Raw genomic sequence first — 20,498 nt, forward strand, 5'->3', positions numbered from 1 at the left:
GGGGATTTTTTTACTTATCTACAACACTAATAGCCAGATTAACCGAACTTACCAGCAGTAGAAGCAATCAAGAAGGCTGCGTAGGTGAGGACATAGCCAACGGTGAAGTGAGCTAGACCAACTAAACGAGCTTGAACGATGGACAGAGCAACGGGCTTATCTTTCCAGCGAACTAGGTTAGCTAGAGGAGTACGCTCGTGCGCCCAAACTAAGGTTTCAATTAACTCTTGCCAGTATCCTCTCCAAGAGATGAGGAACATGAAGCCAGTAGCCCAAACTAGGTGTCCGAAGAGGAACATCCAAGCCCAAACAGACAGGTTGTTCATGCCGTAGGGGTTGTAACCGTTGATCAACTGTGCGGAGTTAGCCCACAGGTAATCACGGAACCAGCCCATCAGGTAGGTAGAGTTTTCGTTGAACTGAGCAACGTTACCTTGCCAAATACCCAAGTGTTTCCAGTGCCAGTAGAAGGTGACCCAACCTACTGTGTTCAATGCCCAGAACAGGGACAGATAGAAAGCGTCCCAAGCGGAGATGTCGCAAGTACCGCCACGACCAGGGCCATCGCAAGGGAATGCGTAGCCGAAGTCTTTCTTGTCGGGCATTAACTTAGAACCACGAGCATCCAAAGCGCCTTTGACTAGGATGAGGGTGGTGGTGTGCAGGCCTAAGGCGATCGCATGGTGTACCAAGAAGTCGCCAGGGCCAATTGTTAAGAACAGGGAGTTAGTGCCGGAGTTTATGGCATCTAACCAGCCACCTAACCAAACGTTGCCGTAGTTGGGGTAGGCTGTGTAAGCAACGCTATCGGGGTTAGACAGCAAAGTGTCTAAGCCGTAAAGTACCTTACCGTGAGCAGCTTGAACGAACTGAGCGAATACAGGTTCAATCAAGATTTGCTTTTCAGGAGTACCGAAAGCAACTACTACGTCGTTGTGGACGTACAAGCCCAAGGTGTGGAAGCCTAAGAAGAGAGATACCCAGCTGAGGTGAGAGATAATCGCTTCTTTGTGCTGCAATATCCGGTCGAGTACGTTGCCTTTATTTTGTTCTGGGTCGTAGTCACGCACCCAGAAGATTGCTGCGTGAGCAAAAGCACCAACCAATAGAAAGACAGCAATATATTGGTGGTGGGTGTATAACGCTGCCTGTGTGGTGTAATCCTTAGCAATAAATGCGTAAGGAGGCAGAGAATACATATGCTGCGCTACCAAAGAGGTAACGGTTCCCAAAGCTGCCAAAGCTAAAGACAGCTGGAAGTGCAGTGAGTTGTTAATGGTGTCGTATAGACCTTGGTGAGGCAGGTTGAACTGACCTTCACTCTTGCTACCGGGTACTAAGCCGGATTTGGAGTTCAGCATTTCTTTGATGCTGTGACCAATTCCGAAGTTAGTGCGGTACATGTGACCAGCAACAATGAACAATACCGCGATCGCCAAATGGTGGTGAGCCATATCGGTCAACCACAGGGATTCTGTCTGGGGATGGAAACCACCCAAGAAGGTCAGAATCGCTGTACCTGAACCAGTGGAAGTACTAAATACATGACCAGCTGTGTCAGGATTTTGAGCATAAACACCCCAGTTACCTGTAAAGAAGGGTGTTAAACCTGCTGGGTGAGGCGCAGTGCTGAGGAAGTTATCCCAGCCTACGTGCTGTCCGCGAGATTCGGGGATAGCAACGTGAATCAAGTGACCTGCCCAAGCCAAAGAGCTAACACCAAACAAACCAGCCAGGTGGTGGTTCAAACGGGGTTCAGCACTCTTGAACCAAGAGAGGCTAGGACGGAACTTGGGTTGTAAGTGCAACCAACCAGCAAACAAGAACAATGCTGCCAACAGTAGCAGAAAAACTGAACCTGTATAAAGTTCGCTGTTTGTCCGCATACCGATGGTGTACCACCAGTGGTAAACACCAGAGTAGGCAATGTTGACAGGATTACTAGCACCAGCTTGAGTAAAAGCTTCAATAGCTGGTTTACCGAAGTGGGGATCCCAAATCGCATGAGCGATGGGACGGACATGCAGAGGATCTTTAATCCACTGTTCAAAGTTACCTTGCCAGGCTACATGGAACAGGAGGCTGGATGCCCACAGGAAGATGATTGCCAAGTGACCGAAGTGAGTAGCGAAAATCTTTTGGTAAAGATTTTCTTCAGTCATGCCGTCATGGCTTTCAAAGTCGTTTCCTGTAGCGATCGCATACCATATCCGACGCGTGGTCGGATCCTGTGCGAGATCCTGGCTAAATTTTGGAAATTTTGTTGCCATAGCTTTAATATTTCCTTTGACCCTTAGCCATCAATATCAGCCTTGTAGAGTTCTGAGTTTTGAGTACTAAAATTTGAGTTTTTCTAAATCACTCAGCACTCAGCACTCAGCACTCAGCACTCTAAACAACTGATTGCTATCCTACTGAAAGAATGTGTGCGTGGAAGAATGCCCAGGTGGTAGCAATTCCTCCTAAGAGGTAGTGAGCGACACCAACTGCCCGACCTTGAGTGATGCTCAAAGCGCGTGGTTGGATTGCTGGTGCTACCTTCAGTTTATTATGAGCCCAAACGATGGACTCAATTAGTTCTTGCCAGTAGCCGCGACCACTGAACAGGAACATTAAGCTGAATGCCCAAACAAAGTGAGCGCCTAAGAACATGAGTCCATAAGCAGACAGCGCACTTCCGTAGGAGTTGATTACTTGTGAAGCTTGCGCCCACAAGAAGTCACGCAACCAGCCGTTGATCGTGATGGCACTTTGGGCAAAGTTACCACCAGTAATATGAGACACATTACCTGCTGCGTCTACTGTTCCCCAAACATCAGATTGCATCTTCCAACTGAAGTGGAAAATCACAATTGACAAGGAGTTATACATCCAGAACAATCCGAGGAACACATGATCCCAACCGGAAACTTGGCAAGTACCGCCACGGCCTGGCCCGTCGCAAGGGAAGCGGAAGCCTAAGTTTGCCTTATCAGGGATCAGGCGAGAGCTGCGAGCGAACAGTACGCCCTTCAGCAGAATTAGAACTGTAACGTGAATGGTAAAGGCATGTATGTGGTGAATCAGGAAGTCCGCTGTACCCAAAGCAATGGGCATCATTGCGACTTTGCCACCTACTGCTAACACACCACCACCAAAGGCATAGCTAACTGGCTCTAATGCGTTAGGCGCTGTACCACCAGGTGCTAGGGTATGCAGGTTCTGCACCCACTGAGCAAATACTGGTTGCAGCTGAATTGCTGTGTCGGAGAACATGTCTTGGGGACGGCCCAAGGCACGCATGGTGTCGTTGTGGATGTAGAGACCAAAGCTATGGAAGCCGAGGAAAATACAAACCCAGTTCAGGTGAGAGATAATTGCATCCCGGTGACGAATCACTCGATCCAGAACGTTGTTTTGGTTAACAACAGGATCGTAATCTCGCACCATAAAGATGGCAGCGTGAGCAGCACCACCAACAATCAAGAATCCACCGATCCAAATATGGTGTGTGAAGATACACAACTGTGTGGCGTAATCAGTTGCCAAATAAGGATAGGGGGGCATCGCGTACATGTGGTGCGCGATGATGATGGTCAGTGAACCCAAGAAAGCAAGGTTAGTTGCTAATTGAGCGTGCCAGGATGTGGTCATGTTTTCGTAGAGACCTTTATGACCTTCTCCTGTGAAGGGGCCTTTGTGGTTCTCTAGAATTTCTTTCATGCTGTGACCAATGCCCCAGTTGGTGCGGTATTGGTGACCAGCAATAATGAATAATACTGCGATCGCTAAGTGGTGATGAGCAATATCAGTCATCCACAACCCACCGGTGACTGGGTTTAAACCGCCCTTGAAGGTTAAGAAGTCAGCGTACTGACCCCAATTCAAGGTGAAGAAAGGTGTTAAACCACTGGCAAAACCAGGGAATAAGTCAATCAACAGGTCTTTGTTCAAGATGAACTCATGGGGCAAGGGGATATCTTTAACAGCAACCCCTGCATCCATTAGCTTGTTGATTGGCGCGGAGACGTGAATCAAGTGACCAGCCCATCCCAAGGAACCACAACCCAGCAATACTGCCAAGTGGTGATTCATCATGGATTCCACATTCTGGAACCATTCCAGTTTGGGAGCGCGCTTGTGGTAGTGGAACCAACCAGCGAACAGGAACAAGCCTGCTAGTACTAAGCCGCCAATGGCAGTGCAGTAAAGCTGGAAGGAGTTGGTGATACCCCAGCCACGCCATACTTGGAACAAGCCAGAGGTGATTTGAATGCCGTGGAATCCACCACCGACATCACCATTCAAAATGTCTTGCCCCACAATCGGCCAAACGACTTGAGCGCTGGGTCTTACACCCAACGGGTCGCTTAACCAGGCTTCGTAGTTAGAAAACTTCGCGCCGTGGAATATCATCCCGCTTAACCAGATTGTCACTACAGCCAGATGACCGAAGTGAGCCGCAAATATTTTGCGAGAGATGTCTTCTAAATCGCTTGTATGTGTATCAAAATCGTGGGCGAGGGCGTGGAGGTTCCAAATCCAGGTGGTGGTTTTTGGGCCTCTGGCTAGAGATCTGTCGAAGTGTCCTGGTTGCGCCCATTTTTCAAATGAGGTAGGTACCGGGTCATTATCGACTATCACTCTTGCTTTCTTTTCCTCTCGCTCCGGAGGACTAATCGTCATTCGACCTCCTCTCGTGATAAGGATTGAGGAATCATGAAATCACAAATTTGTCTTGAGTCGCTTCCTCTAGTAGAGTAACCGGAGCAGCGATGAAGACGCTATGTGGAAGTTTGTTTCTGTTGAATTATAGAGTCTTCACTTGTACATTGTTGGAGAGAATTTAACAATAATTCAAAATCGCCAGATTATTTGTCTGATCTGACTTTTAACTTTAAACTCCTGGTCAAAAAGTCAATACTTTATTCATTTAATTTACAAAGAATAACAATTCGTTAAATTTATGATTAATAGGTATAATGCTTACCAATTAATATTCTTACCTTTAGTCATACGTAGTTTTTGCTAAGAGACTAAGACTCCTGTTAACGAAAATTGTAAAAAATATTACTACCTCCTAGCAACTTAAAAAATACATCGTAACTGAGTAAAATTTCATCTTTTAGGCTATGGTGTCCGATGGAGAGATTAAGTCAAAATAATCTTGCAGTTTTTGCAGACCATAACCGGGTGTAAGGCATGAATTGGTGGTATGTGAAGGCTTTAAAACGAATCCTCCTCAGGAGTTTTATGATTTTAAAGTGGTTAATAATACTAGTTTTAGTCTTGAATTTAAGCAGTTGTGCGGAGAAAGCTGTCAGTCAAGATGTACCTGTTAGCTATACCGAAAAATATCAACCGATTTCTCAGCAATTTACTGAAGTTGCTCCACCAGAGGTAATTCAAGAACTGCGTTCAACCTTAGAAGTTTACCGCCCTCAGGTGACTATAGTCACGCCTCAAGCCAATGAAATCCTGCAAAACACTATAGTTACAGTTCGCCTTCAAGTAAAAGATTTACCCATATTTAAAGATCCAAAATTTGAATTAGGCCCTCATCTCCATGTAATTTTAGACAATCAGCCTTACATACCCGTGTATGATTTAAATCAACCCTTGGTTTTGTCTGATTTATCTCCAGGTACACACACTTTACGGGTGTTTGCTTCTCGTCCTTGGCATGAAAGCTTTAAGAATGAAGGCGCTTATGCTCAGACAACATTTCACGTTTTTACTAAAACTGATGATTACAGCCCTGATTCTAGCTTGCCTCTGCTAACTTACAGCCGTCCACAAGGTAGTTATGGCGCTGAACCAATTTTACTGGATTTTTACTTAACTAATGCGCCATTACGTCTAGGTGCTAAAGATAATGCCAATGACCCTTTCAGTGATTGGCGTATCCGTTGCACAATTAATGGTGAAAGCTTTGTTTTCGATCGCTGGCAAGCAGTTTACCTCAAAGGCTTCATCCCAGGAAATAACTGGGTCAAACTAGAATTCTTGGATAACCAAGGTAACGCCGTTAAAAATGCCTTCAACACTACTGTCAGATTAGTTAGCTATCAACCGAAGGGTAAAGATACACTTTCCAGAATTATCAGAGGTGAACTTAAGGCGGATGAAGTACGCAGCATTGTCGATCAAAGTTATACCGCCAAGCCACCAGTTCCTAAACCACAGCCACAAGAAGAACAACCAATTCCAGAACCAGAAGTTCCAGAGGTAATTCAACCACAACCGACTGAGTTACCACAGTCACAGGTGACACCAACACCTCAAGCCACTGAGTCACCAGAACCCAAAGTTATTGAATCTCCTACATCGGAACCTCAGCCACAGGTGACACCTACACCTCAAGCCACTGAGTCACCAGAACCCAAAGTTATTGAATCTCCTACATCGGAACCTCAGCCACAGGTGACACCTACACCTCAAGCTGAAGAAGTCCCCGAAAAACAAAAACCCCAACCATTAAAATCAAGGCTTGGTAAATATTTTCAACGTCCTCCGCGTCCAACATCTTTACCTGTAACGGAACCACAGCCAGAAGTTACACCAACACCTCAAGAGACTAAATTACCTAAACAACAAATGTAACCGCTTGTTGGGTTAAAAGATGCTCAAGTCTAATTTTTGCGCTAGTGTTTCGACAAAAGCGATCGCAGCTACGGGATTTCCCACTGTATCCAATGCCGGACTGTAGCAAGCGATCGCACCTGCGTTTGGTACTATGGCTAAAAGTCCACCAGCAATACCTGATTTCATTGGTAGACCAATCTTGACAGCGAACTTAGCCGAGGCTTGGTAAAGTCCACACATCGACATCACAGCATTAACTATCCGACGATGCTGTAAAGTATCACCATAAGCTAAGACTTTTCCTAACAAAGCTAAATCTTCAACTGTCCCCGACAAACAGCACATTTGCTCGTAAGTGTCAAGGGCTATTTCTAAATTTTCGAGCCGATTTTTTTGCGCTAGATAATTTGCGATCGCTTGGTTAGCTGGTGAACGAGATGCGCGTACTGAAGCCAGGATAGTTTCATCAAGAAATAGTTGGGAACCTGTTAGCTGGTTTAACCATTGACATAAGTTGTGAGTGCGATCGCCAGCCGTCTTTCCAGGTAATTTATCAGCTAGGGTAATTGCACCACTATTAATCATGGGATTACGAGGATGTCCACCATCAGCAATCAATTGATCTAAAGAATTGAAAGCAGCATCTGACGGTTCAACCCCAATCCATTGCAAAACTGTATCTATTCCTAAATTTTCCAGCAGATACAGAAACGAAAATGATTTGATCACACTCATTAAGGGAAATACACAAGCTGTATCTCCTAAACTGTAAGTTTGTCCAGATACACAGCAGATATGAACAGCAAAACAACTGGGGTTAGCTAAAGCTAATTGCGGAATGCGATCGCACACTTTTCCTTGGTCAACCTGAAGTGTGGCTTGCTGTATGTAATCTAATAATTCAGTATTGGTTAATCTTGTAAGTAATTTCAACAGTAATGCCACTCAGAGGTTTTTTTAGCAAGGTAAAAAATACCTGACTAATGATCGCACTTTCATCAACTCTGCTCAAGAACACTGCACTCATCATTCATTTGCTGTTTTCATTCCCGTGAGGAGTAAGTGGTTTAAAACCCAACACTTACTTACAGAAAGCTCACCAAATAAGGCTTACAGAACTGTAAAACTGCTTGGGCTGCCCACTTCTCCATGATGCCATTACCCATTCTCTCTTCTAAACACTATACTTATCAAGCTTTTCACTCTGATGTTAAGTCTCTTGCTTATTTGTTAAGAAAGATTTGGGTAATGGATAGGTTTTATAAACGGGGGAGTGTCAACTCCCTCACCCAGACTACAAGCTAGGTGGTAAAATCACGTTGTCGATCGCATGAATTACACCATTACTGCCTTGAATATCTGCCTGAATTACTTTGCCATCGTTGATTACTACGCCACTGCCACCAACTTTCACCATAATCGGATCTCCTTGCAAACTGGTTACTTGACCAGATTTTAAATCTGAGGACAATACTTTGCCGGATACTACATGGTAAGTCAATATTTTCACCAATACTTCTTTATTCTCTGGCTTCAACAAGTCTTTTAAGGCATCTTGGGGCAGTTTTGCAAAAGCCGCATCAGTGGGTGCAAAAATGGTGAAAGGCCCTGCACCTTTTAAAGTTTCTGTCAACCCGGCAGCTTTCAAAGCTTGGGTAAGTATTTTAAAAGAACTATTTGATTCTGCCAGCGTTACAACGTTCTGCTTTTGATTGCTTGTTCCTGTGGTTGGTACTTCTGTTGTCGGTTTGCTTGGTGTTTCGGCTGGTGGAGTGACGGGGGTAGGTACAGTTTCACTAGGCGTAGCCTGACTACCACGGTTGTAAGGAGGCTCGTTAAAAATGCTTGGACTGGGGTTTAACCCTCTGTTTCTGGGTTTTTGAGCTACTAAATTTTTGTTGGAAACGTTGTTTTTATTTGTGGCGATCGCCAAAGGCGCACGGTCTTCTACAGATGTGTAACTAGCATTTGCGAGAACTCTTTGACTCCTGTTGTAGTAAGCTTCGCGGAAAATACTAGGGTTAGGATTTAGGACTTCTTTGGCTTGTGATGGTAAAGTAACAAAGAGACTCATCCCTACTACTCCCGCCATACCTGCCAAGTTAGTCAATAACTTGCTATAATTTCCCTTCATAAATTTTGTTTGTTTTGGTTTGGCATAGTTTACATAAAGACTTATAACATTTCACAACACCTAAAAGCCAACTACGGAAGTAATATTTTTAAGATAAATTTCACTTTTGTGTGGGGATAAATTATTAGTAAATGAATATAGAAATAGCAGAATCCCTTAAAATAAGAGTATAAAAATGCTCTGGGAAAATTTAGAATAAAACAGCTTTAAATTCCAGAAATGGATATTACCCTCGCAATGCTACTTGATGAAGTAACAAAGACTCACAGCGCAATTATTATCACTCCCAATGGTAAGCTGATTGCACTTACTGTACCTTGTGAAAGCATATCTTTATCAGCACATAATTATCCATTACAAGGAATGCAGATTATTTTTGCTCAAGATTTTGGCGAACCCATACCGGAAGTTTAGTAAGTATTAGAAAAAAGTTTTTATCTTTTTTAGATTGTGTTGCCCGTACTCAGTAACCAGATAGTTTTCATAAAGATCCATTTGATAGAATTTTAGTTGCGATCGCCAGGCGGGATGAAGTTATTTTGGTAACTTGTGATGCCAGAATAATTAACTATCCTCATGCTAAAACTATTTGGTAATTCGCTTGTTTCTCAATCTGATTGGTGTTGTAGTACTTAGTCTTTAGCTAATTTGATAAATATCTAATTTGATCAACAATCGCTACTTAGAGCAATATTTCCAAAATAAATTTTATTTTGATTTGTAAAATTTTGTGAAAGTGAAGATAAAATTAGATAGTTATTTTCTAACTCAGTAATCAGGTATAGAATATGCTGGAATTATACCAATGGGAACTGTCTCAATACTCAGAAAAAGTCAGGCTGATCTTAGATTATAAAGGTTTGGAGTACCGCAAAATTGAAGTCACTCCTGGTATAGGACAAATAGAACTATTTCGCCTCACTGGTCAAAAACAAGTGCCAGTATTAAAGGATGGTCATAAATATATTGCAGATTCCACAGAAATAGCTAAGTATTTAGACTTAAAATATCCTGAGCGGCCACTAATACCACAAGATCCAAAACAAAAAGGTCTAACTTTATTAATCGAAGAATGGGCAGATGAATCAATCGGTATTAAAGGTAGAAAAGCTCTGTTTGCTGCTATCAGTCAGGATCAAAACTTTCGTAAATCCTTATTACCCACATCAACACCAGACATCTTCCGCAATTTAGTAGAAGGAGTACCTGGTGATATTTTGACAGTATTAGGGCTAGGTGTAGGCTATAGTCCAGACGTAATTAAATCAGCGATCGCTGATTTAAAGCAAGACCTAGAAGCACTAACTTTATTATTGGCAGATAGTCCCTATCTCACAGGGGATGAACCGACTTTAGCAGACTTAGCCGTGGCAGGTTTATCCATATTGTTAAAGTTCCCCTTAGAACCCTATCTAGATTTACCCGCAGGTATCAGAGGTAAAGGAGTGCCTTCTCTAGCAGATAACCCTGATTATCAACTATTCTTTGAATGGCGCGATCGCCTCTATGCTCAATTTCGCAAACCACTAATCGGCGCATCTCCAGTCGGTACAGCACCAACTTCAATTCAGATAGATTAGTGTGAAGTATGAAGTATGAAGTATGAAGTGTGAAATTTCATCGTTCTGCCTTCTGACTATTAACAAATGACAAATGACAAACTAGTAAACCCATTAGGTTCGGTAATCCAAGGCTCACTAACTGGGGGATTAGAAGTAAGACTACACCCGGATATTTCTGTAGAAGATATGCGGGTGGGTAAGTTTTTAGTTGTCCAAGGGATGCGATCGCGGTTTTTCTGTATGCTGACAGATGTATCCCTTGGAACTGCTAACGCCAGAATTATTGCTAATCCGCCGAGTTGGGAAGACACTTTTTTACGAGATGTTTTAGCTGGAAGTGGTACATACGGTACGATCGCCTTAGCACCGATGTTGATGTTTACCCCCGAATCTAATGAATCTTTCTCATCAACTAACGGTAAATCTGTAAACCCCTTCGTCCCATCCAATACGAGTTTGGCATCATTGCAACCCCAAACTAGTACTACGATGGAATTGCTACCAGTAAAAACTATTCCCAGTCACTTTAGTCAAGTTTTCGATGCGAGTGAAGAAGATTTTCGCCGCGTGTTCGGTTGGGAAGATGATATACATAGAAAGAATTTTGCGATCGGTAAACCATTAGATATGGATGTACCAGTGTGCATCGATTTAAATCGGTTTGTTGAACGCAGCAATGGCGTTTTTGGTAAATCTGGAACAGGTAAATCCTTTCTCACCCGCTTACTTTTGGCTGGTGTCATTCGCAAAAATGCGGCGGTGAACTTAATTTTTGACATGCACTCAGAATACGGCTGGGAAGCTGTAGCCGAAGGAAAAAATGTCAACACCGTCAAAGGCTTAAAGCAATTATTCCCTGGTAAAGTCGAAGTTTACACCCTCGATCCCGAATCAACTAAGCGCCGGGGTGTGCGCGATTCCCACGAACTCTATTTGAGTTACGAACAAATCGAAGTTGAAGATATTAAGTTATGTAGCCGCGATTTAGGACTTTCGGAAGCAGCGTTAGATAACGCCAACATTCTCTACAGCGAATTCAACAAAGCTTGGATTGTCCAACTGCTGAACATGACGAATGAAGAAATCGAGATGTTCTGTGAAGAGAAGCGGGGACACAAAGGCTCGATTATGGCCTTGCAACGCAAACTCTTACGCCTAGACGGTTTGAAGTACATGCGGGCGGTTTGCCCCCAAAACTACATTAATAAAATCTTACAATCTTTGGAAGCTGGGAAGAATGTAGTGGTAGAATTTGGTTCCCAGTCGAATATGCTCTCTTATATGTTGGTGACAAATATGATCACCAGACGGATTCACGAGCATTATGTCAGAAAAGCCGATAAGTTCTTGCAGAGCAAAAACCCCAACGATCGCCCCACACCATTAATGATTACTATTGAAGAGGCGCATCGTTTTCTTGATCCAGCCATTGTCCAAAGTACCATCTTTGGGACGATCGCCAGGGAACTTAGGAAATATTTCGTAACGTTGTTAGTAGTTGATCAACGCCCATCGGGTATAGATAATGAAGTTATGTCCCAGATTGGTACTCGGATCACCGCTTTACTTAACGACGAAAAAGACATTGATGCAATTTTTACAGGTGTATCTGGTGCAGGTGGGCTGCGATCGGTACTGTCTAAGTTAGATTCTAAACAACAAGCCTTGATTTTAGGTCATGCTGTTCCTATGCCAGTAGTCGTTCGGACTCGTCCTTATGATGCAACATTCTACGCTGAAATTGGTGATACAGCTTGGGAAGAAAAGCCAAACGAAGAAGTATTTGCTGCTGCGGACTTAGCCAAAGCCGACTTAGGATTTTAATAAGTATGAAAGACGCAAAGCGTCTCATCTTTCAGACTTCATACTAGCCTGCGGCAAGCCGCTGCGCGTCTACACACTTCAGACTTTATTCGTAACATCCCTCCAGAAATTATGCCCAGAGGGTTCGGTTTTCTCCCTACCGATAGGCAACAGAAGAGGGGGTTTTGCCGTCAATATAGATATAGTAAGCGCTCTAAGGAAGTTATCTTTTTTTGGTAAATAAACCGTTTTGTACTATAATTTTAAATTTTTCTAGGCCACTTTACTATCCACCTAATTTGTTCTAATATAAAAGAAAGTAAAACTCATACCGACTTCGGATTTACCAGTTGCCGATCGCAACTGAAGATAGAGAAGAATTTTTGAAAACAAGCCAGTGTGTTTTTGACAGACTCAAAGAATTAGGAAGGGTAGGAGGGAACCTATCTTAGGGACTCGTCTTCTGGAAACTAAAGTATATGAACTGATTATTTTAAATAGCCGTCATGAACTGTTTACGCCAGAACGAAGAGGGAGGAAGCTGGAGAGCAGGGGAAACGAACTTCTTAGCACCCAAGCCCCATGAGCCTCTGACGTTCAGTGTTTGATAGATAGCCTTTCCTAAGTTCTCTTAGTTATTAAAGATTCACTGTGTTTACGGAGTAGAGGACAACGCACCAATGCCTACTGTTAACACCCAAACCGAAAACCTCAACACCAAATTCACGGCTGATATGGTGCGAACCTATCTGCGAGAAATTGGACGTGTGCCACTGCTAACCCGTGAACAAGAAATTGTCTATGGGAAGCAGGTGCAACAAATGATGACGCTAATCGAAGCCAAAGAAGTTTTGGCGAAAAACCTGCACCGCGAACCGAGTATGCCAGAGTGGGCTAACCACGTCAAACAATCGGAAACCGATGTGAAACAGACGGTAGCGCAAGGTAAACGGGCGAAGCAAAAAATGATTGAAGCGAATTTGCGCTTAGTCGTAGCGATCGCCAAAAAGTACCAGAAGCGCAACATGGAATTTCTCGATTTAATCCAGGAAGGAACACTAGGATTAGAGCGAGGAGTAGAGAAATTTGATCCGATGCGGGGTTATAAATTCTCAACCTACGCCTATTGGTGGATTCGCCAAGCAATTACCCGTGCGATCGCTCAACAAGGGCGCACCATTCGCTTACCAATTCACATCACCGAGAAACTGAACAAAATCAAAAAAGTGCAGCGCGAACTAGCTCAAACATTAGGGCGATCGCCTACACCTGCGGAAATCGCCAAAGAATTGGAACTAGAGCCAGTGCAGATTCGGGAATACCTGAATATGGCACGCCAACCAGTATCTTTAGATGTACGCGTCGGCGATAACCAAGACACCGAGTTGCAAGAAATGTTGGAAGATGATGGGCCATCCCCAGAATATTACACCACCCAAGAATTCTTGCGCCAAGACCTCAACACCTTGCTGGCTGAACTTACACCCCAACAGCGAGAAGTCTTGGCCTTGCGCTTTGGTTTAGAAGATGGTAATGAATTGTCCTTGGCGAAAGTTGGTGAGCGATTAAATCTCAGTCGCGAACGTGTTCGTCAACTAGAACACCAGGCTTTAGCTCACCTGCGCCGCCGCCGCGCCAACGTCAAAGAATACATTGCTAGTTGATAATCTATAACGGTGATGCGCCTCCTGAACTCAGGGGGCGATTTTTTTGTCTGATAATTTGTCGGGTGGTCAGTGATCTGCGGGTTAATAGTGTCTAAACCCGGTTTACCGTTACTTTATTTTCACACAAGTCCCTTAGCCGCCTCCCTAAAAAAATATCTAAACAAATTCGGAATTAAGAGCTTGGCTGTTGTAGCTTCTGATAACAAAAATGAATTCAACTCAGAGCTAAAATATCAATATTTGTAAATGACATTGCCATCAAAACTTGAAAAAATGATGTATTTCACACTTACATCACCCGATCGGATGATTCTATCGGGTGATGAGGAAATTCTCTAATTAATGATAGTTTGAGATTATCGTCAAATATTCTAGGAAGTCTCTTTTTTTGACGAATTTTTATTCGGAAACATTTAAATCAAACCACCGAGGGAACCTTAAAAGATACACAGTTGGTTATGGTTTAAGTGAGTCGCACAGGAGACAGTTACTTTCTTAACAGGAGTGGTCGGGTGCTTAACAATATTTCTAAATTCTTTTCCTCTCATCAGCTGATAATTCCTCTCGTTGGCTTAGTTTTGACCGTTGGTGTTGTAAGTGAGCAGACTAAACCTGTACTAAGTAAACAATTACAAACAGTAACAACTTCCGCAGCTTTGAATGGTAACTTTTCAGGATCGACGAGTCGCCAGCAGCATAGTTCCGACAATTCTCTGTTATCACGGCTAAGAGAAATTCGTGAACAGAGAAGCCAACAACAAAGCATTGCTTTTGATAGTGAAAATGAAAATATAGAAGCTGAATTTGCAAATTTATCAGCTACAGGCTATCAAAAAGCTGGCAAAGAGGCCGGAGTGATGCCTATGAGAAATCTGCCTACAAAAGATGGAGTTTATCTCTATGGACAATCATCAATAGCAAACCAGATTGGTCAAGGCTATATCGTATTCCAGAAGCGACAAGGTAAAGTGACTGGTGCGATGTATATGCCCCGGTCTGAATTTAGTTGCTTTCAAGGCACAATTGATAAATCTGGTGAGTTAGCCATGACCGTGAACGCTTCACCAGATGAAGTTGCTGCATCAGATGTAGCTACAACAAGTACAATCCCATCTATTTCTGATGATGAATTCAATAGTTATGCTTACTCTGTAGCATTGCAAGACTATCATTCCATTCAATCTATCAGCGCTAACGATCGCCGCATTTTGCGGATGTGTCAAGCAAATGAATTATGAAGCAGGAATTATGAAGTATGAAATGTTTAGTACAGCAAATTATTTGACCATTTCATACTTCACACTTTAGGCTTAAGTAGAAAGGTGCAAATAAACCGAACTATGTAACGGAAAGTAAAGTAGCTTAAAAACCTCTTCCCTTCTGCCCTCTGCCTCCTGCCTTGTCATAACGACAATTTTTAACACCGACCTACTTATCTAATATTCAATTCCTGGTTGAGCTTTAACGCCTTGGTCGCGGAAAGGATGTTTGATCAGAGTCATTTCTGTTACTAAGTCTGCCTGCTCAATTAAAGCTGGTGGTGCGCCTCTACCTGTAAGAACTACGTGTTTATTGGATGGTTTCTCTGCCAACCCTGCTAAAACTTCTTCTATTTGTAAATAAGCCATTTTTAAGGCGATATTAATTTCATCCAAAAGCACCAATTGAAAATCAGGGTTGCGGATGTATTCTAAAGATTTTTCCCAAGCAGCATGAGCTTTTTCGAGGTCGCGATCGCGGTCTTGGGTTTCCCAGGTAAAGCCTTCACCCATCGCGTGAAATTCTATTTGGTCTTCCCAATGACTAAACACCAGTTTTTCTGAAGGTTCCCACGCGCCTTTGATAAATTGGACGATCGCCACTCTATAGCCATGACCAAGCGATCGCAACACCATTCCCAACGCCGCCGTAGTTTTGCCTTTACCGTTACCAGTATTCACAATAATTAACCCTTTTTCTGGTGCAGCTTGTGCTATGCGCCGATCCTGTATTTCTTTGCGCCGCTGCATCTTTTGGCGGTACTGTTCATCAGTCAGTTTTGAGTTATTGTTCAGGGATGAGGACATTACTTCATCAATCAAGCGTTCGATTTCTTGATCTGATTTTAGTTCTTCTGGTGTATTTTTACTCATCAACATTTTATAAAAAACTACTACAGGAAATAAAATTACAAGACTTTACTTATAAAAAATGATGCGAAAATTTTATCCAAGCTGACAGTAAGCTTCTAATTTATTGAATAATAATGATTAAGAATATATTTTATATAAATAAGTCATAGAAGTGAAATTATACGACTATTGTAAATAAGTTAATAGCTTTATTAAAGCATTTTTGAAATAAAATTTTGTAGTTCTTTTGACTGCTCACAAGTGTAAGATAAATCTCGCATATTTTTTTTAATGTTTATTGGCTGAAAATTTGAGAAAATGCAGACAAATCCAGTCAAACTAAATATTATGAAGCAAACAGAAATCAGGTATTTATGGTTTACCGATGGAACGTGCTTGTAAAATTGCGATCGCAGAAGTTAAAAAGTTTTGTCAACAGACGAACTCCCTGGAACAATTGATTTTCGTATGTTTTGAGCAAAGCAATGCCAGAATTTACTGAAACATAGTTAACATAAGATTCGGCGTGTTTACTGTTCGGGAGTGCAAAAATGTCAAAACAGCGAGGTCAAAAAATCGCACCTACACCCATACCAAGCGATATTGGAGTGGTGGATTTAATTAACAATTACTTCACAGCTTACAACTCAGCACGTTTGCGAGAAGTCTGCCAACTCCTAAGTCAAGATGTACTTCAGGATGGCGTGACGGTGGGAGTTAGTCTCTCTGGTGCGATGACACCAGCAGGATTTGGGGTTTCAGCACTAGCACCCTTAATTCGCAACGGTTTTATTGACTGGATGATTAGCACTGGCGCGAATCTTTACCATGATATGCACTACGGCTTGGGTTTTGAATTATTCGCGGGTAATCCATTTTTGGATGATGTGAAACTACGTGAGGAAGGCACTATCCGAATTTATGACATTATCTTTGGCTATGATGTATTGCTAGAAACCGATGCTTTCATCCGCAAGATTTTGCAAGCAGAACCTTTCCAAAAGCGGATGGGAACAGCGGAATTTCACTATCTTTTAGGTAAGTATGTGCGGGAAGTAGAAAAGCAATTGGGAGTACAGCATTCTTGTTTGCTGGCGACAGCCTATGAGTATGGCGTACCGATTTACACCTCCTCTCCTGGGGATAGTTCCATTGGGATGAACGTTGCAGCTTTGGCGTTGGAAGGTTCGCAATTAATTTTAGATCCAGCCATTGATGTCAATGAGACAGCTGCGATCGCCTACAATGCAAGAGAAGGTGGCGGTAAGAGTGCGGCTGTAATTCTTGGTGGTGGTAGTCCCAAGAACTTCTTACTCCAAACCCAACCACAAATTCATGAAGTATTAGGATTAGAAGAACGCGGACATGATTTCTTTGTCCAGTTTACTGATGCACGTCCTGACACTGGCGGTTTGTCTGGAGCGACTCCCTCGGAAGCAGTCAGTTGGGGTAAAATTGACCCGGAAGAATTACCCAGCACAATTGTTTGTTATACCGATAGCACGATCGCTTTACCGTTAGTCACAGCCTACGTGATGAATCAATGTTCGCCTCGTCCTTTAAAGCGGTTGTACGACAAACGAGAAGCAATGTTAGCCACACTGCAAAAAGATTATCTAGCAGCTAAAACGCAACCATCGGATCAAGTACCTGCTGCTGTTGCTGAGGAAGCTGCTCAAGGTGTGGCGACTTATCCTTGCGGTAGATTGATTCCGAATACTCCGTAAATAGGAAGTCGGTAATAGGGAGTGGAGAGAAGATATTTTTAGCATCACTCACTACTCCCTACTTATCTCAAAGAAATTCCAACTGATTGTCTGTGATTACTATAGCTTCGTTAATTTCTAACAAGTGTGTTTGATTGAAGCGCAATCTAATTCTTAAATTAGCCCGTTGTGGTGTGACGATAGCTAATCGTCATTCAAATTGCACCATTTTCATGGTAATAAAAACTGCAAACCCTCTACCTTGCTCCACTTCGTGTAGGCTCAGTGACCATCTGCACCCCTGCGGTCTCCTTAATAGCTTATACCAATTCGTAATTCGTAATTAAGAAAGTCAGATACAGTATGGGTTTCGAGGTTTGAATATGTTGCCGGATTTTAGAGAATTGGTATTACTTCAGCCTTCATACTTCTAATCTGCGATCGCCCACCGCACATAAGGCCGAGAAGCTACCACACTTTTATAAGTAATTAGCTGTGCTGGTGCGTTAACTTTTCGCAAATCCACACGGAAATATGCTTTTTTATTCTTGAATTGCACATTATAAAAAGGATGTTCCTGTCCTTGGGTTTGACCAACACAGGACGCATAATTACTGCGTAAAGGTGAAACGAACTCGACAAATAGCTTACTCTTCGATGCAACTAACTGAGTTGTATCTGCAAAGGCTCTAGTATCTGCGGCTACAGTATGCTCTGCACCACCTTCATAAGGTAAACCAATCCACCACAGTCCAACTGTCTGTGGACAAGTTCCGCTCGTGCGTTGTATCTTCATTTGGACATTGGGCGTGAACAAAGGTTCCTGTGCTGATTGCGGTTGTGCTTTTGCTGTAGTAGCGATCACACCTACTACAACTAAAGGGCATAAAACACCACTAAAAATTGTCAATTTTGCTAACTTATTCATAAATCGAAATGTTTATCATAACAACTATTTCAAATAAATTGACTTTGCAACTGTAGCAAAAGTGCTTAATTAATTTGATTTATAACTAACGTGTTTTCAGTTACAGTTATGCCCTAAGAAACAGCGCAACAATATTCTTAATTACGAATTACGTTAGCGTAGCGGTAGCAAGTCTGCGTACTCCTGCGGAGAAGCAAGCTACGCTTTTAGCGTCTCGTAGAGAACGTCATTACAAATTACGAATTCATACTACCTACTGTCTCATGAAACCTCGAATCATTGTTTGCGGCTTAGGACGTACTGGATATAAAATCTTTCGTCTGCTGAGACAGCAGGGAGCGTTGGTTATCGGCATCCATCACAAACCCATCCCTGGCGAATGCTCATGTGACGTGATTATTGGCAATTTAAACGCGGCTGCTACTCTAACAGCAGCAGGAATTCACCAAGCACAAACTATAGTCATAACAGGCTGTGAAGATGCGATAAATTTGTCAATTATGATGCAAGCGCGGGTGTTAAATCCTCGAATTCGCATCATCAACCGCTTGTATAATACAAATCTCGGCGAACGTCTGGATCAAACTCTCCCTGACCATTTGAGCATGAGTGTTGTCGGATTAGCCGCACCATTGTTTACATTCGCCGCCCTCGGAAATCAAGCCATAGGACAAATCAAATTATTTGACCAAACCTGGCCTGTGCAAGAAGAATATATTGATGAAGACCATCCTTGGCTGGGGTGTAATTTGAGTGATTTGTGGGAAGAACCTGCGCGGATACCAATTTATTACCTACCCGTGCAAGGGGAGATGAATTTAATACATGGGGTACTGTCTGAGCAAGAATTACAGGTAGGCGATCGCTTAATTATTGCTATCCAACCCCGGATTCGTTCTATACGCAGATCATTAATTAAAAAAGTGCTGAAAGTTTGCACTAGTCTGCGCCAGTTTCAGCAACATGGAAAATCGGTGGTGGTTGGTGCGGTTGTGTTACTGGCAATTATAGCGATCGCCACACTCACTTATATGTCTACAGAACTAAGTTTATCGGTTGTAGACGCTTTATATTTTTCTGTTGGCATGATTACCGGCGCAGGCGGTAACGATAAAGTTGTAGAAAATGCCCCTAATAGTATCAAGTTATTCACTATTGTAATCATGCTAATTGGCGCAGTGGTGATTGGTCTTTGGTACGCCATGCTTACTGATTTTGTCTTGGGAAACCGCTTTAAGCAATTTTGGGATGCAGCCCGAATTCCCCAACGCCATCATTATATTGTCTGTGGTTTAAGTGGCATTGGCAGTAAAATTGTGCAGCAACTCCACACCAGTGGTTATGAAGTAGTTGTTATTGAAACTGATTCTAATAATAAATATGTCAATTCTGTGCGCGGGTTAGGTATTCCCGTAATTCAAGGTGATGCTAGTTTTCGTACCATCCTCCAAACTAGTAATATCACCTCTGCGGCGGCGGTGCTGGCTGTAACTAGCAACGATGCGACTAACCTAGAAATTGCCCTGAAAGCCAAAGGTTTAGCACCAAAAATTCCCGTGATTGTCCACTACGCAGATCCCGATTTTGCCGGGATGGCACAACAAGTATTTGACTTTGAAGCCGTTCTTAGTCCCGCAGAACTAGCAGCTCCAGCTTTCGCAGCCGCTGCGTTGGGTGGACGTATTCTCGGTAATGGCATCACAGCCGATAAACTATGGATAGCCTTTGCCACATTGATTACACCATCACACCCCTTCTGCGGTCAGTTGGTCAAAGAAATAGCCGTGTCAGCTGATTTTGTACCTTTGTATGTGGAAACCAACAGCCAAAGTGTCCAGGGTTGGGAATTACTCACAACACATTTGGGTGAGGGAGATGTTTTATATTTGACAATGCCAGCAAATCGGTTGTATCAATTGTGGCGTGAAGAGCGAGTATCACAGAGGAGTTAGGCGATCGCAATTCATAAAATCTATTACGGTTTATTAAAGGATCTAGTAAGAACCTGCTCTGTTTTGTTGAT

General features: G+C 42.8%; 14 protein-coding genes. 8 read left to right on the forward strand and 6 right to left on the reverse strand.

What is annotated here, in order from left to right; all coding sequences use genetic code 11:
- Window positions 1-38: 38 nt before the first annotated feature.
- Both psaB and psaA read right to left on the reverse strand, forming a co-directional pair.
- Window positions 39-2,270 carry a photosystem I core protein PsaB gene (psaB, locus tag IQ259_RS06875; protein ID WP_193882910.1) on the reverse strand — a complete coding sequence of 744 codons (2,232 nt, stop codon included), beginning with the start codon at window positions 2,268-2,270 and terminating at the stop codon, window positions 39-41.
- A gap of 136 nt (window positions 2,271-2,406) precedes the next feature.
- Window positions 2,407-4,665 (reverse strand): photosystem I core protein PsaA, encoded by a 2,259-nt coding sequence (psaA, locus tag IQ259_RS06880; protein WP_193882912.1) that lies wholly within the window; start codon window positions 4,663-4,665, stop codon window positions 2,407-2,409.
- Window positions 4,666-5,181: 516 nt separating this feature from the next.
- On the opposite strand from psaA, the gene IQ259_RS06885 reads away from it, so the two are divergent.
- Window positions 5,182-6,582 carry a hypothetical protein gene (locus IQ259_RS06885; RefSeq protein ID WP_193882914.1) on the forward strand — a complete coding sequence of 467 codons (1,401 nt, stop codon included), beginning with the start codon at window positions 5,182-5,184 and terminating at the stop codon, window positions 6,580-6,582.
- Between the two features lie 12 nt (window positions 6,583-6,594).
- On the opposite strand, the gene glsA is transcribed toward IQ259_RS06885, so the two are convergent.
- Both glsA and IQ259_RS06895 read right to left on the reverse strand, forming a co-directional pair.
- Window positions 6,595-7,497, reverse strand: a complete 903-nt coding sequence (glsA, locus tag IQ259_RS06890) for a glutaminase A (RefSeq protein ID WP_193882916.1) — start codon at window positions 7,495-7,497, stop codon at window positions 6,595-6,597.
- Window positions 7,498-7,858: 361 nt separating this feature from the next.
- Window positions 7,859-8,698, reverse strand: a complete 840-nt coding sequence (locus IQ259_RS06895; RefSeq protein ID WP_193882918.1) for a fasciclin domain-containing protein — start codon at window positions 8,696-8,698, stop codon at window positions 7,859-7,861.
- A gap of 219 nt (window positions 8,699-8,917) precedes the next feature.
- On the opposite strand from IQ259_RS06895, the gene IQ259_RS06900 reads away from it, so the two are divergent.
- The 5 genes from IQ259_RS06900 (at window position 8,918) to IQ259_RS06920 (ending at window position 14,968) form a co-directional block, all read left to right on the forward strand.
- Window positions 8,918-9,112: a type II toxin-antitoxin system Phd/YefM family antitoxin gene (locus IQ259_RS06900; protein WP_193882920.1), complete on the forward strand. Its 195-nt coding sequence runs from the start codon at window positions 8,918-8,920 to the stop codon at window positions 9,110-9,112.
- 374 nt (window positions 9,113-9,486) lie between these two features.
- The gene (locus IQ259_RS06905) at window positions 9,487-10,278 is read left to right on the forward strand and encodes a glutathione S-transferase family protein (protein WP_193882922.1); all 792 of its coding nucleotides are present in this window, start codon (window positions 9,487-9,489) and stop codon (window positions 10,276-10,278) included.
- Between the two features lie 66 nt (window positions 10,279-10,344).
- Window positions 10,345-12,084 carry an ATP-binding protein gene (locus IQ259_RS06910; RefSeq protein WP_193882924.1) on the forward strand — a complete coding sequence of 580 codons (1,740 nt, stop codon included), beginning with the start codon at window positions 10,345-10,347 and terminating at the stop codon, window positions 12,082-12,084.
- 659 nt (window positions 12,085-12,743) lie between these two features.
- Window positions 12,744-13,727, forward strand: a complete 984-nt coding sequence (locus IQ259_RS06915; protein WP_193882926.1) for an RNA polymerase sigma factor, RpoD/SigA family — start codon at window positions 12,744-12,746, stop codon at window positions 13,725-13,727.
- 515 nt (window positions 13,728-14,242) lie between these two features.
- A complete protein-coding gene (locus IQ259_RS06920; protein ID WP_193882928.1) occupies window positions 14,243-14,968 on the forward strand; it encodes a hypothetical protein in 726 nt (241 codons plus the stop codon).
- 198 nt (window positions 14,969-15,166) lie between these two features.
- On the opposite strand, the gene cobO is transcribed toward IQ259_RS06920, so the two are convergent.
- The gene (gene cobO, locus IQ259_RS06925; RefSeq protein ID WP_193882930.1) at window positions 15,167-15,862 is read right to left on the reverse strand and encodes a cob(I)yrinic acid a,c-diamide adenosyltransferase; all 696 of its coding nucleotides are present in this window, start codon (window positions 15,860-15,862) and stop codon (window positions 15,167-15,169) included.
- Between the two features lie 530 nt (window positions 15,863-16,392).
- Between cobO and speY the strand changes: the two genes are divergently transcribed.
- Window positions 16,393-17,568 carry a deoxyhypusine synthase gene (speY, locus tag IQ259_RS06930; RefSeq protein ID WP_193882932.1) on the forward strand — a complete coding sequence of 392 codons (1,176 nt, stop codon included), beginning with the start codon at window positions 16,393-16,395 and terminating at the stop codon, window positions 17,566-17,568.
- Window positions 17,569-17,977: 409 nt separating this feature from the next.
- Here the strand turns inward: speY and IQ259_RS06935 are convergent, their stop codons facing one another.
- Window positions 17,978-18,475, reverse strand: coding sequence for a hypothetical protein (locus IQ259_RS06935; RefSeq protein ID WP_193882934.1), 498 nt, complete (start codon window positions 18,473-18,475; stop codon window positions 17,978-17,980).
- Between the two features lie 263 nt (window positions 18,476-18,738).
- Between IQ259_RS06935 and IQ259_RS06940 the strand changes: the two genes are divergently transcribed.
- A complete protein-coding gene (locus tag IQ259_RS06940) occupies window positions 18,739-20,427 on the forward strand; it encodes an NAD-binding protein (protein WP_193882943.1) in 1,689 nt (562 codons plus the stop codon).
- The last annotated feature ends 71 nt before the right edge of the window (window positions 20,428-20,498 follow it).

The organism is Fortiea sp. LEGE XX443 (assembly GCF_015206815.1).
In the GTDB taxonomy this organism is placed as follows: domain Bacteria; phylum Cyanobacteriota; class Cyanobacteriia; order Cyanobacteriales; family Nostocaceae; genus Nostoc_B.

Coding starts and splice junctions, on each gene's coding strand:
- IQ259_RS06910 (WP_193882924.1), top strand. CDS start 10,345: ATGACAAATGACAAACTAGTAAACCCATTAGGTTCGGTAATCCAAGGC.
- IQ259_RS06895 (WP_193882918.1), bottom strand. CDS start 8,698: ATGAAGGGAAATTATAGCAAGTTATTGACTAACTTGGCAGGTATGGCG.
- psaA (WP_193882912.1), bottom strand. CDS start 4,665: ATGACGATTAGTCCTCCGGAGCGAGAGGAAAAGAAAGCAAGAGTGATA.
- psaB (WP_193882910.1), bottom strand. CDS start 2,270: ATGGCAACAAAATTTCCAAAATTTAGCCAGGATCTCGCACAGGATCCG.
- IQ259_RS06900 (WP_193882920.1), top strand. CDS start 8,918: ATGGATATTACCCTCGCAATGCTACTTGATGAAGTAACAAAGACTCAC.
- IQ259_RS06935 (WP_193882934.1), bottom strand. CDS start 18,475: ATGAATAAGTTAGCAAAATTGACAATTTTTAGTGGTGTTTTATGCCCT.
- speY (WP_193882932.1), top strand. CDS start 16,393: ATGTCAAAACAGCGAGGTCAAAAAATCGCACCTACACCCATACCAAGC.
- IQ259_RS06915 (WP_193882926.1), top strand. CDS start 12,744: ATGCCTACTGTTAACACCCAAACCGAAAACCTCAACACCAAATTCACG.
- cobO (WP_193882930.1), bottom strand. CDS start 15,862: ATGAGTAAAAATACACCAGAAGAACTAAAATCAGATCAAGAAATCGAA.
- IQ259_RS06885 (WP_193882914.1), top strand. CDS start 5,182: ATGAATTGGTGGTATGTGAAGGCTTTAAAACGAATCCTCCTCAGGAGT.
- IQ259_RS06940 (WP_193882943.1), top strand. CDS start 18,739: ATGAAACCTCGAATCATTGTTTGCGGCTTAGGACGTACTGGATATAAA.
- IQ259_RS06905 (WP_193882922.1), top strand. CDS start 9,487: ATGCTGGAATTATACCAATGGGAACTGTCTCAATACTCAGAAAAAGTC.